A 13,117-nucleotide genomic window follows, 5' to 3' on the forward strand; every position below is an offset into this window, starting at 1 on the left:
GAAGTTTAGTTTACCTTCCAGCTTTTAAAGCCTAAATAATTGCTGTTGAAAGTATTGTACGGCTTAAACCATATCTCTCTTCAGACCAAACTTTTCAATTTTGCTATATAAATGGCTTCTCTGAATATCTATTTCATCAGCCGTTTTTGACACGTTCCAGTTATTTTTTTCCAGCTTAAATTTGATAAATTCCTTTTCAGCGTGGTCTTTATAATCCTGGAAATTATTAAAACTATCAAATGATGATGACATACCGGAAGCACCATTGACCGAACCCGCAATCTGTGTACTTGTAGCCGACCCAATATTGGTACCGCCGCCAGGATTGGCAAAGGCACGCACATCATTTTCCGTAATTACCTTATCACTTAAAATAATTAAACGTTCGATCATATTATGCAACTCCCGCACATTACCTGTCCATGGTAAAGCCTGAAGGGCGGCCATTCCACCATCATTAATTTTCTTCACCGGCATGCCATAGTCGCCACAAATACTTTCCAGAAAGTTCTGCGCAATCACCGGAATATCATCGGTTCGTTCCGTTAAATGCGGAACATGAATGTTAATCACATTGAGGCGGTGGTATAAGTCCATCCTGAAATTACCATCTTCTATTTCTTTAAGTAAATCTTTATTTGTTGCGGCCAGCACACGAACATTCACTTCAATTTCTTTTTCTCCACCTACGCGTGATATTTTATGCTCTTGCAGGGCACGTAAAACTTTTGCCTGGGCAGAAAGACTCATATCGCCAATCTCATCCAAAAACAGTGTTCCGCCGTTGGCCAGCTCAAATTTACCGATACGTTGCTTCACCGCTGAAGTAAATGAACCTTTTTCATGTCCGAACAATTCACTTTCAATCAGTTCTGAAGGTATTGCGGCACAGTTTACTTCAATTAACGGACTATCAGCACGATTCGACTTTTCGTGTAACCAGCGAGCCACGAGTTCTTTACCACTACCATTGGCACCGGTAATTAACACTCGAGCCTCAGTAGGAGCGACACGCTCAATCGTTTCTTTTATTTTGGATATGCTTTCTGATTTGCCTAAAATTTCGCGGGTTTTGCTGACTTTGCGTTTTAAAACCTTTGTTTCGGTCACCAGGTTTCCACGATCTAAACCATTGCGTACCGTAATCAATAAACGATTTAAATCAGGTGGTTTGGAGATAAAATCAAAGGCTCCTTTTTTACTGGCTTCAATGGCGGTTTCAACCGTTCCGTGACCGGAAATCATAATAAAAGGCAGATCAGGTTTAATCAGTTGTGCCTGCTCCAGCACTTCCATACCGTCCATTTTATTCATCTTGATATCGCAGAGTACCAGATCGAAATTGGTCTTCCTGATCATTTCAAGGCCGTCGATACCGTTATCAATATCTTCAACATCGTAATTTTCATATTCCAGGATCTCGCGTAAAGTACTTCTTATTGCCCTTTCATCATCAATAATTAATAGTTTGGCCATTTGGTTATTTGTTTATTCTAGTTCTAGTGCGAATATATTATTTTTAAATTAATGTATAGTTTTTTGTACAATAATTTAGGCTATAAACGGTCAATTCACTAAAAAGTTTTAATAATGTTAAATAATATTTGAGGAGCGAATTTGATATGGAAAGATATTAATTTGTTGGAATTTACCGCAGAATCTAAGCTGTTATAAATTTTAGTAATGATAAGACAAGAAAATAAAAATGCAGGTCTGTAAGCCGGGTTCTGTTTTCTGATTACTCAGAACTTCTATCATTAATCCAGTATAAACGTTGCCGTTTATCTCTAACGACCTACCCACTAACATCGGACGGGCAGCCCTACATGCGTTAGCCTATTTGGTCTTTCAACTCCCGGGGTTTACAAACCACTGCAGTCGCCTGCAATGCTCGTGCGCTCTTACCGCACGTTTTCACCCTTCCCCAACTTTACATCAGGAGGTATATTTTCTGTTGCACTAATCCGTGATTCAGGTTTTCATTCCTCAATCCCTTTCCGTTAGAAAGCGGGATGCCCTGCGTTGCCCGGACTTTCCTCTCTTCCGATCAATCGGAACAGCGATAGAACAACCTGCATTTTGGACAAAGATGCCTGTTTTAAATGAAAAAGGCACCAAAAACTTTGATTATTTGCATTTTTGTAATTGGAGCGAAACCTTACTGTATGGCACAAATCCCTGTTTGTTTCCAAATGAGTTGGTAATGTAAACCATCACCTGGGCAACATCAATATCAGCCAATTCAGGAAATGAGGGCATTTTTTCCTGATATACTTTACCATTTATTGTGATTTTTTCGTTTGTTCCATTTTTAATGATACAAGCCAAACGTGTTTTGTTGTTTTTTAAGAAAACCGAATCCGTTAAAGGTGGGGCGAGGTTACCTAAACCTTCGCCATTTTCGCCATGGCAATTCTGACATTTCGCTTTATAAATATCCTTCCCATTCGACATATAATTCTGTAAATCAATGGTTCCCTGGCTCTGGCAGGAAAAAACAGAGGCAATAACTGAAAGCAGAAAAATAGCATTAATGATGTATTTGCGCATTGATGTTTTGTTAATTGCCACGAAAACAAAGAAATCATGGATAAATTAATTTTCATTCCATACAAATCTATATTTCCGTGGCTAAATTCTATTTTTTATATTCAGCCAAAAGAACCGGAATATCTTTTTTTAATTGCTCTACCTGGTCTTCTTTTGTACCATCGTAAGCACCGCGAATGCGTCTGTCCTTGTCGATCAAAACCAGATAACCCTGATGGATATAACCATCCTTTGAAGTACTATCTTCACCAACTGCTACCAGATAGTTCTTTTCCGCCAATGTATAAACACTGTCTTTGCTTCCATAAAGGAATTGCCATTTTGAGCCATCCACACCAAGTTTTTGAGCATATTTTTTCAATACGGATGGCTTATCATATTTAAAGTCAATGGTGTGCGACACAAACATCACATCAGGGTTTGTTTTATATTCATTGTAAACTGTCATAAGATTCCTGTGCATTGTCGGACAAATGGTGCTGCAGGAAGTAAAAAAGAAGTCTGCTATATAAACTTTTCCATCTGTAGCTTTATTTGTCGTAAGCACACTGTCCTGATTTAAGAATGCCCAATTGGGAATGGTTTGATAAACGGTATCTATCTTTTCTGTACCATTCGCGTCTCTAACCGTTTCGGCATGGCGTTCACCATAAAACGGAAGTTTTTTATCCTGTTTACAGGATGAAAGTATGGAAATAGATAGCAAGCAAATGGCTATCGAAGAAATAATTTTATTCATGTTGTTTTATTAAAGTGTAAATATACAACCTCTGTATTTCAGGAGGGAATTAATTGTTGTTTTCTTACCTTGTTTAAATAGTGTCCCGCAGATTTAAAAAGATAAACGCAGATAGTGTTTTTAAAGCTCTGCGAAAATCCGTGTAATCAGCGGGAGCAGTTTAGTGTTTATAGTGTTTCATTTTTATATTTTCTTACTTTGTTTAAATAGTTTCCCGCGGATTTAAAAAGATAAACGCAGATAGTGTTTTTAAAGCTCTGCGAAAATCCGTGTAATCAGCGGGAGCAGTTTAGTGTTTATAGTGTTTCATTTTTATATTTTCTTATTATGTTTAAATAGTTTCCCGCTGATTTAAAAGGATAAACGCAGATTTTTTCTAGACTCTGCGAAAATCTATAAAATCAGCGGGAGAAATTTAGTGTTTATGGTGTTCCATATTCATTTTAACTGCCGGCTCAATATTATACTCCTTTAAGAGTGAATCGGATGCTTTGGTTACTTTGATATAATCGTCTTCAACTTGTCTAACCTTCACCATTTCAGATTTGTAGTAGTCCAAATCTTCCTGTTCATTTTTGCCTTTAAAGTCATCTTTGAAACCATGCATCCAATCCATCATACGTTCATCAGCTTGATTTAGATTTGTAATCAGATCAGCTATATTTAAGGAATCCTGGGGAGATTTCATTTTACCGGATTTCAAAACGGAATCTAATCGCATTTTATTTGACATTACTTTTCCGCCATCAATCATCAGTTTATCATGCAGGTTAAGTACTTCTTTTTTTATTGCCTTGGCGTCCGGTTCTGTTTTGCAAGCGTTAAAAAGAAAAACGATTAAGCATAATGCTGGTGTTATTGTATTTTTCATATGATTTGTAATTAAAAATTATAAGTAATTCCGACATAAACTTTACCTGCACTCATGGGATGGTCGGTTTCCGCTTCCCAGATGTTTTTTTGTATACCGGCATTTAGCGCCACATTCTTGTAGAAGATGTCAGCTCCAATGCCTCCCATTAAATTATTCATGACATGTTCCCCGGTTTTAACACCATTATACTTTTCTCCGCCAGAATATTCATAGAAAAACTGAACGGATGGCATTACCTGCATGTCTTTCCCGATGCTTTGGGTGTAAAAAATATTCAGGAAACTCGCAGTGCTATTTACAATACTTTCTTCACGTTTGTTCTTTCCATTTATTTTGTAGGAGGTATTTAAACTCGCTCCAAACTTTCCTAAGCCAATCAGATAATTCAGGTATACAAACCCATCTGTAGTGCCTGTACCGCCTTGCATTAAAGAGGAGTAACGGATTCCGGCTGTATTTTTGAAATCGTTTTTACCGGTAGGTAACTTGATCCCGGCGCCAGCAATGAGTTGTTGTTTGAAGTTCTCATCAAACTTTTGAATCAAATGATAGCCTGCATATAGATTAACATCGCCTATACCTCCAATAGTAGCAGTATATCCATTGTAGCGTTCGCTGTTTGACACATATGGAAGTATGGCGTTAACTTCCAGTTTGCTGTTAATAAAATATTTGCCACGTATTTCCATCGAACGATACAATTCATAATCGTTGGGATTCCCGTCATGACCGGTGATGGGTGAATCCTGACTTCTTGCCGGAATGAAAAATTTTCCTCCGTTAGGAAACAATGAATGTGACTGACCTTCATAACCGCTAAATGATCTGTAACGATATAATACACTGATGCTGTTTCGGTTATAATAGGGTGTGATGCCCATAAAACAACCGCAGATGTCGCAGGCAAAAGCATTGCTGGTGAAAAGCAATAGTATCACAAACAGCAACTTACGATTCGCTATATAATTTGTTCTTGATAAACTCATTGTCAGTTAAGGTTTTTAAAAATGCTTTAATTTGTGCTTTATCTGTACCATTTAGCTGAATGCCATTTTTGAGTGATGGATCTAAGTTTTCTGCCGCTTTAATCCCCGAATTATAATGTTCGAGCACTTCATCCAGACTGTAAAAACGACCGTCATGCATATATGGACCCGTATATTCAATGTTGCGTAAGCTGGGTATACGAAATGTTCCAAAGTCTGCTAGCACACCTGTGATGTGAGAACGCCCCTCATCTGAACTAACTAAATCAAGTCCGTTATTGCGATAAGAAAAATCTGTAAAAAAGGGTTCTGCATGGCAGGAGCTGCATTTCTTTTTAAAAAGCATATAACCAGACTGTTCTTCGGCGGTAAATGACACGCCAGCTTCCTTCCGGATAACCTGGTCGTACTTTGAATTTCCCGAAACCAATACTCCGGTAAACTGAGTGAGTGATTTTAATAGCAATTGAGAACTGATCTCATTCGTGCCAAAAGCCTGTTTAAACATCTCCGGATAAGGAGCGGTGCTTTTCAAAAAAGTAATGATGGTTTGGATATCAGTACCCATTTCACAGGCATCTGTAATGGCATTTAATGGGGATGTTTCTATATTTTTAACACCGCCATCCCAAAAGAAAGCTTTTTGCCAGGCCAGGTTAAAAAGGGGCGGAGCATTGCGTTTCCCCTGACAGTTTTTTACACCATGGCTTACTTTATGATCAAGGTTTGCAAAAGCAGCGAACTGCTGATGGCAGCTACCGCAGGAAACACTTTTATCGGCAGATAACCTGGCGTCATAAAATAGCTTTTTACCTAAAGCAAAGCCGGCATTGCTGATTTTGTTTTGTTCGAAATGGTATGCCGGAGCAGGAAAATTTGAAGGAATAGAAAATGTTACCGGCTTTTCGTCCGGTTTAATCTTATCTTCATTTTTACTACAGGCATACATCAACGCTATGCTCAACATAAGCACTGCGAAGACGACTACTTGCCTAACCATTAATTATGAATGTGATCTAAACGGAATAAACCTTTTGCATAATTATTAGCAATGACGACAGAATTGGCTCCGCCCATTGTGAAGTTTAAGGTTGCGAAACTAACATCAGTTGTGCCAGTAAATAATGAGGCAGCATTAACAATAAAGTGCATATCTGGTTTTGAATCTGTTCTGATTCTTAATGGATTAGCAGTATTAATCTCAGTAGAATAGGTTCTGATGGTATTATTAGGATCTACCACACCACCAATATGAAAAGTTAAAGATTGATTTGCTGCTGTAGATTGCGGCGATGTACCTTCCAGCTTAACAAAGATGTAACCACTGTTCCAGGTCCAGAACATGCCATTTACCGGGTCCAATGCTCCGGTTTGTGCGCCTGCGAAATTGCGGGCATAATCTACACCAATGGTATATTCAATTTTGGTGTAATCGCCTGTTGGCACGTCGCTTACCGTAATCAATTTTGTTGCCGGTTTAGATTCATCAATTAAGAAATAACTCTCCGGAATGAGGTAACTTGTTCCATCTGCTTTGCTTAATTTAACATTGCTCACGTAATATTTGAATACATTAATTTTAAAATCTTCACCTTTTGCATTTTTATAGGTGGTGGTGTTTAAATTCAGGGCAGCTCCATTTACCTGGTGCTCGAATTCTAAAGTGAAACTGGATTTGGAATCTGGAGTGGTTTCATCTGCATCTTTTTTACATGATGACAGGAGTATAATAGGACATAACAATGCCAGTAAGTATTGAGATAATTTCATTTTTTGAAAATTGAATAAGTAAAAAGTATTTAAAGAAATTCTAATACGATCGTCCTGCTGATCCGATAGCTATCGGATTGAGTTCAACATTTTAAAAATACATGATAGACCCTTAAAAAAATCAGGGTAACGATCGCAAAAAAAGATTTTCTTAAACCGTTTTCGGTGGATGAAAAATAGAAATAGAAAGGTCTCTGATGGGTTTTTCCAGATAAAGGCTTTCGGATTTAATAATGAAGTAGGGAAGATGGTGATTGAGTGCCAAAACCCGGAACTCGGGGTCAGTCTCTACAATTCTTTTCAGCGTTTCCTGGATTTGCTTATTTTTTCCATCTAAATCTTTCAATCTTTTGGCTAGGAAACACTGGCCATCGCAATGCAATTCGGGATGTGCTTTATTAATACAAAATACAGAGGTAATGTATTCCTTATTCATTTGATAACCTGAATATACAATCAATTGCATATAGCAATTGGATAGGGTACAGATCATCAGAAAAAATATAAGGGCTTTTTTAAACATTGTATTTCAGCTGCAAATGTACAAACGAAATTGAGGTTAGCAAATAAAAATTAGAAACGCTGCAATCAGATATTAGTAAACAAAAAATTTAAACTTTGAATAGAGCGATTTCCTCTAAAAACCTGAAATCTTTCAGATTGAGTGTGTATAATTTAATATTATGGATAATAGCTGTGGATGCAATAAGGGAATCAGGAAGGTTTAAGTTATGGGATAGTGTATATTGTTCAATTAAGTTTATGGCATGAGATGAAATCGCAGAAGAGATAGGTAAAATAAATAGCTTGTTAATATCTCGTTTAATCAATTCAAGCTCAATTTTATTTCTTGCTCCATATAATAATTCTGCACAGGTAACATCGGAAATAGCAACATTAGATTGGCCAATTTTTGTAAAAGTATCTATTACCAATAAATTTCCTTTATAAATTTCAATAAAGATATTTGTATCACATAATACCATTATCTTTTCCAGGCCTTATCTCTAAGTTCATTTGCATCAACATTGTAATCACTCCATATTCCTTTAGCAAGAGAAAAAGCACTTGATTTTTGGATTTTTTTTACATCAGTAATCTTCACTTCTGCATCGATATTCGATGATTTAAGGAAGAACAGCAAAGCATCAATTTTACTTTGTTCTACATCGTCTTTCAAAATGATTTCTGTCATAATAATTGATATTGTGGTGTAAATATAAGAATTACAATTCTGAATTATAACTTTTCATTTCTAAAGAACTACAATAGTTTACAAATAAAATTACATTATTCAAATAAAAAAACCACAGATGAAAACATCACCTGTGGTTCTTATCTTCGATATAGGCAACTTTTTCTTAAGCCTGTAAATCAGCCATTACCGCCTTGATTTTATCACCTAATGCTTCGTTTACTTTAGCGAAATCAGCTCGGTAAGCTAAAGGTGCATTCACACTGCAATAGAACTTAATTTTTGGCTCTGTACCACTCGGACGGGCAGACACAATGCTTCCATCTTCTGTAATAAACTGTAAAACATCAGAAGTTGGATAATCCAGTTTGGTCACTTTACCTGTTGCCAAATCTGTTTCCTGACCCAATTCGTAGTCCTTCAATACCGAAACTTTCGAACCACCCAATGTAGCTGGCGGATTCTCTCTGAATTTCACCATCATGGCTTTGATTTCTTCTGCACCTGTTTTTCCTTTTTTAGTCAGTGATACCAGGTCTTCTTTGTACAAGCCATATTCTACATACATATCAAGCAAGGCATTATATAAGCTGGCCCCTTTATCTTTATAGTAAGCCGTCATTTCAGAAATGAAGGCAGCAGAAACCACCGCATCTTTATCGCGAACCAAATCGCCGATTAAGTAACCATAACTTTCTTCGCCACCACCAATAAAGTATTTTTTTCCTTCCAGCTCAGTCATCACCTGACCAATGTATTTAAATCCGGTTAGCGTATTATAATAAGTCACATCTTTCTTCTTGGCAATTTCTTCAATCAGGTTTGAGGTTACAATTGTTTTTACAATAAACTGGTTACCATCTAACTTACCTGCTTCCTGCCATGCTGTTAGCAGGTAATTAATTAGTAAACTTCCAGTTTGGTTACCGTTTAACAGAACCCATTCGCCGTCATTGTCTTTCACTGCAATACCCACACGATCTGCATCAGGATCTGTTGCCAAAACTAAATCAGCATCAATTTCCTTCGCCTTATTTATCGCTAAAGTTAAAGCGTCCTTTTCTTCTGGATTTGGATAAACAACCGTCGGGAAATTACCATCGGGTTTGCTTTGCTCTTCCACAATGGTTACATTGGTAAAGCCAAATTGTTCTAAAGCCTTCGGTACCAGTGTAATTCCGGTTCCGTGAATAGGAGAGTAAACAATTTTTAAGTTTTGCTGTCTCTTTATGGCTTCAGGAGAAATGGAAAGCGCGGTGATACCATCTAAATATAATTTATCTACTGCTTCCCCGATTAATTCGATATTGCCTTCAACCCGATCAAATTTAACTTCATCAATACTGCTGATTTTGTTTACCTCATCAATCACCAATTTATCATCAGGAGAAGTAAACTGACCGCCATCTGCACCGTAAGCTTTATAACCGTTATACTCTTTTGGATTATGAGAAGCCGTTAACATCACACCACTTTTACAACCGAAATGACGTACCGCAAAAGAAAGTTCCGGTGTAGGTCTTAATGCTTCAAAAAAGTAAACATAAATGCCGTTGGCTGAGAAAACATCAGCTGTAATTTTGGCGAAATAATCAGAATTGTTGCGGCTATCATGCGCAATGGCTACACTGATTTTTTCACCAGGATATTTATTATTCAGATAATTGGCTAAACCTTGGGTAGCTGTGCCGATAGTATACTTATTAATGCGGTTAGATCCCGCACCCATAATTCCGCGTAAGCCACCTGTTCCGAACTCTAAACTTTTATAAAATGAATCAATAAGTTCTGTTGTTGCATTTTGATCAACTAAGGCTTGTATCTCTGCCTTTGTTTTTTCGTCGTAATTACCGCCTAGCCATTGGTTAATGGTGGCTTGTGTAGATTGGTCAATTGCTTGCATTGAGCTGTTTTTTAATTAAATATCTCGTGTTGAACAAAATTTCATGAATGAAGTTTGGCTGAATTGAATTTTATTTCTATTTATCCAAATTTTATTTTGTTGAGGATGTTGCTTTTAAGCTTGTTTTGCTTATTTTCACGCCCCGATACAATAATAAAGAAATTCCGGTATTAAAATAAAACCATCTAAACTTTTTCACAGTCCGAAAGGAATTATGTAAAGTTTTGGCAGTTTTTATCACAGTTCATATAATTTAAGTAGATGAAAATATTAAAATTTGGGGGTACGTCTGTTGGTAGTCCCGAGCGCATGACGAAGTTATTGGATATCATTAATCCAAATGAAGAGCAGATTGTAGTGTTATCAGCCGTTTCTGGTACTACAAATAGTTTAGTTGAAATTTCTAATTATTTTTTGTCCGGAGATAAGCAGAAGGGGAGCAGCGCAGTAGAAAATTTATACCAGAAATATAAAGATTTTGTGATTGAACTTTTGCCTGATGCTGATTTTCAGGAGATGGGGAATGAAGTAATTGATTATCATTTCAGCTTTTTAGCGGTTTTAACCAACGATATTTTTACTCCTGTTGAAGAGAAAGTGGTTTTGGCGCAGGGTGAATTGTTGTCTACCACTTTATACCACATTTATTTAAAATCGATTGGAATCGGGTCTGTGTTGTTGCCTGCCCTTGATTTCATGAAAACCGATGAGGATAACGAACCGGATATTCCATTTACCACGAAACATTTAACCCCGCTTTTAGAGCAGCACAAAGGCAATAAATTGTTCATTACGCAAGGGTTTATTTGCCGCAACAGTTTTGGAGAGGTAGATAATTTACGCCGTGGAGGAAGTGATTATACTGCATCATTATTAGGCGCTGCGATTTTAGCGGAAGAAGTTCAGATCTGGACAGATATTGATGGAATGCATAACAATGATCCGCGAATTGTAAAAGGTACAAAGCCTATTGCACAATTGTCTTTTGATGAAGCGGCTGAGCTGGCTTATTTCGGTGCGAAAATTTTGCATCCGCAGTCGGTTTTTCCTGCTCAGAAATATAAAATTCCAGTTCGTTTGCTAAACACGATGGAACCCTCAGCAGCCGGAACATTGATTACCCATAACAGTGAAAAAGGAAAAATAAAATCTATCGCTGCAAAAGATGGCATTACTGCCATTCGGATTCAATCAAGCAGGATGTTACTGGCTTATGGTTTCCTTCGTCGCGTTTTCGAGGTATTTGAACGCTATAAAACGCCTATCGATATGATCACGACTTCTGAGGTTGCCGTTTCTTTAACCATTGATGAAATTGGAAATCTTCCAAAGATCATTGAAGAACTGGAAAGTTTCGGAACCGTTGAAGTAGATACCAACCATAGTATTGTATGCGTGGTGGGCGATTTCGGTTCAGAGAAACACGGTTTTGCCAGCAGGGTTCTGGAAGGTTTAAAGCATATTCCAATCCGGATGATTTCTTACGGAGGAAGCAACTACAATGTGTCTTTACTTATTTTAAGCGAATATAAAACCGAGGCTTTAAGAAGCTTACACAACAGGTTATTCGAATAGGAGATAGAATGCACCGGTGATGACCAGAAGGCCAAGTAAGATGTGCAAAGCTAAAAAGCCTTTTGGAAGCAAATCATTTTTGTATTTTTTATATGAATTGAATAATCCCAGGGAAATGATGAATACAATAAATATAGCGGCTACAATCTTCATTTTTTAATAAATAATATAAACAGTACAATCAGGAGCAAAACTATAGAAAACCGGATTTTTCCATTGTATTGTTTTTGGGTAATTCTTCCATTCTTTAAATCGAGGTAATTACCGAAGTAAACCAGCCCAAAGAATAAAATTAAAATTATAATAAGGAATTTGAACATGTTCGCCGATAAAGATATATCAAAGTTTAACAATATAGAAACCCCTTTTTACTATTATGATACCGATTTGTTGCAAAAGACGCTTCGTAACTGTGCCGCAGCGGCAGCTCCGTATCATTTTCATATCCATTATGCATTAAAAGCCAACTTCAATGCTGTTTTGCTTGAAGAGATTAAAGGCATTGGTTTCGGCGCAGATTGTGTGAGTGCCGGAGAGGTGAGAAGAGCGGTTGAAGTTGGTTTCGATCATCAGAAAATCGTTTTTGCAGGCGTAGGTAAATCCGATAAAGAAATTAATGAAGCCCTGGATCTGGATATTTTCTGTTTCAATGTAGAATCTATCCAGGAACTGGAAGTGCTAAATGAACTGGCTGCTGCAAAAGGAAAAGTGGCGCAGGTGGCTATCCGCATCAATCCAAATGTTGATGCCCATACGCACCACAACATCACCACGGGTTTAGATGAAAATAAATTTGGCATTAATTCGTGGGATTTGCCAGAATGCGCGGAGACTTTAAAAGCATCTGCAAACCTGAAATTTATTGGCATTCACTTCCATATTGGTTCTCAGATTACCAACCTGGATGTATACAAAAATCTTTGTGTTCGGGTGAATGAGTTTGCTACCTGGTTTGAAGATAGAGGCTTTATTTTGAAAGTTTTAAATGTTGGCGGAGGTTTAGGTATCGACTATTATAACCCTGACCATCAAATACCTGACTTTGCATCTTATTTCAAAATATTTGATGAATTTTTGGAGATCAAAACAGGACAGGAAGTTCATTTTGAGTTAGGTAGAGCGCTTGTCGGACAAACTGGATCACTCATTACAAGAGCTTTATATATCAAAAACGGGAAGAAAAAAAACTTCGTGGTTTTAGATGCTGGCATGACAGAATTGATGCGTCCGGCTTTATATCAGGCCTATCATAAAATCGAAAATCTTAGTCAGTCCGGAGTCGGGAGTCCGAAGTCCGAAGTCGTTAAATACGACATCGTTGGACCAATCTGCGAAAGTACAGATTGCTTTGGTAAAGAGGTAGAACAGCCAATTTCGTTCAGGGGTGATATTTTTGCCATCCGCAGCGCAGGTGCTTACGGAGAGGTAATGGCTTCCAAGTATAACCTTCGGGATGCCATAAGATCGGTTTATAGTAACGAAATCTGATATTAATCGCCGATACGTGGAGCAAATGCTGCAAACG

General features: G+C 37.5%; 14 protein-coding genes and 1 other RNA gene. 2 read left to right on the plus strand and 13 right to left on the minus strand.

Annotation, left to right across the window (positions count from 1 at the left end):
• Positions 1-63 precede the first annotated feature (63 nt).
• From OQX64_RS04820 to OQX64_RS04875, 12 genes are all read right to left on the minus strand, one after another.
• On the minus strand, positions 64-1,476 hold the full coding sequence (locus tag OQX64_RS04820) for a sigma-54-dependent transcriptional regulator (RefSeq protein WP_088302651.1): 1,413 nt from the start codon (positions 1,474-1,476) through the stop codon (positions 64-66).
• 224 nt (positions 1,477-1,700) lie between these two features.
• Positions 1,701-2,079: RNase P RNA component class A (gene rnpB, locus OQX64_RS04825), an RNA gene on the minus strand.
• A gap of 48 nt (positions 2,080-2,127) precedes the next feature.
• Positions 2,128-2,550 carry a c-type cytochrome gene (locus OQX64_RS04830; RefSeq protein WP_088302743.1) on the minus strand — a complete coding sequence of 141 codons (423 nt, stop codon included), beginning with the start codon at positions 2,548-2,550 and terminating at the stop codon, positions 2,128-2,130.
• An 88-nt stretch (positions 2,551-2,638) separates the two neighbouring features.
• Complete coding sequence (locus tag OQX64_RS04835; protein WP_265817866.1) at positions 2,639-3,289, minus strand: SCO family protein; 651 nt, start codon at positions 3,287-3,289, stop codon at positions 2,639-2,641.
• Positions 3,290-3,704: 415 nt separating this feature from the next.
• Positions 3,705-4,160 (minus strand): hypothetical protein, encoded by a 456-nt coding sequence (locus OQX64_RS04840; protein ID WP_265817867.1) that lies wholly within the window; start codon positions 4,158-4,160, stop codon positions 3,705-3,707.
• Positions 4,161-4,171: 11 nt separating this feature from the next.
• Complete coding sequence (locus OQX64_RS04845) at positions 4,172-5,149, minus strand: transporter (protein WP_265817868.1); 978 nt, start codon at positions 5,147-5,149, stop codon at positions 4,172-4,174.
• Positions 5,112-6,149 (minus strand): cytochrome-c peroxidase, encoded by a 1,038-nt coding sequence (locus tag OQX64_RS04850; protein WP_265817869.1) that lies wholly within the window; start codon positions 6,147-6,149, stop codon positions 5,112-5,114. The genes OQX64_RS04845 and OQX64_RS04850 overlap by 38 nt, the downstream gene beginning before the upstream one ends.
• Positions 6,149-6,919: an MbnP family protein gene (locus tag OQX64_RS04855; protein WP_265817870.1), complete on the minus strand. Its 771-nt coding sequence runs from the start codon at positions 6,917-6,919 to the stop codon at positions 6,149-6,151. Before OQX64_RS04855 ends, OQX64_RS04850 begins: the two co-directional genes overlap by 1 nt.
• 151 nt (positions 6,920-7,070) lie before the next feature.
• Positions 7,071-7,385 (minus strand): hypothetical protein, encoded by a 315-nt coding sequence (locus tag OQX64_RS04860; RefSeq protein ID WP_265817871.1) that lies wholly within the window; start codon positions 7,383-7,385, stop codon positions 7,071-7,073.
• Between the two features lie 145 nt (positions 7,386-7,530).
• Entirely contained in the window at positions 7,531-7,905 is a 375-nt protein-coding gene (locus OQX64_RS04865; RefSeq protein WP_265817872.1) for a type II toxin-antitoxin system VapC family toxin, read from the minus strand.
• Positions 7,905-8,114: a hypothetical protein gene (locus OQX64_RS04870; protein ID WP_088302638.1), complete on the minus strand. Its 210-nt coding sequence runs from the start codon at positions 8,112-8,114 to the stop codon at positions 7,905-7,907. The genes OQX64_RS04865 and OQX64_RS04870 overlap by 1 nt, the downstream gene beginning before the upstream one ends.
• Positions 8,115-8,280: 166 nt before the next feature.
• Positions 8,281-10,017: a phospho-sugar mutase gene (locus OQX64_RS04875; RefSeq protein WP_265817873.1), complete on the minus strand. Its 1,737-nt coding sequence runs from the start codon at positions 10,015-10,017 to the stop codon at positions 8,281-8,283.
• Positions 10,018-10,278: 261 nt separating this feature from the next.
• Between OQX64_RS04875 and OQX64_RS04880 the strand changes: the two genes are divergently transcribed.
• Positions 10,279-11,592 (plus strand): aspartate kinase, encoded by a 1,314-nt coding sequence (locus tag OQX64_RS04880; protein ID WP_265817874.1) that lies wholly within the window; start codon positions 10,279-10,281, stop codon positions 11,590-11,592.
• Here the strand turns inward: OQX64_RS04880 and OQX64_RS04885 are convergent.
• On the minus strand, positions 11,581-11,745 hold the full coding sequence (locus OQX64_RS04885; protein ID WP_172406565.1) for a hypothetical protein: 165 nt from the start codon (positions 11,743-11,745) through the stop codon (positions 11,581-11,583). The two genes, OQX64_RS04880 and OQX64_RS04885, sit on opposite strands and share 12 nt — an antisense overlap.
• A 165-nt stretch (positions 11,746-11,910) precedes the next feature.
• On the opposite strand from OQX64_RS04885, the gene lysA reads away from it, so the two are divergent.
• Positions 11,911-13,080: a diaminopimelate decarboxylase gene (lysA, locus tag OQX64_RS04890; RefSeq protein WP_265817875.1), complete on the plus strand. Its 1,170-nt coding sequence runs from the start codon at positions 11,911-11,913 to the stop codon at positions 13,078-13,080.
• Positions 13,081-13,117 lie beyond the last annotated feature (37 nt).

It is taken from the genome of Pedobacter sp. GR22-10, assembly GCF_026239715.1.
Taxonomy (GTDB): Bacteria; Bacteroidota; Bacteroidia; order Sphingobacteriales; family Sphingobacteriaceae; genus Pedobacter.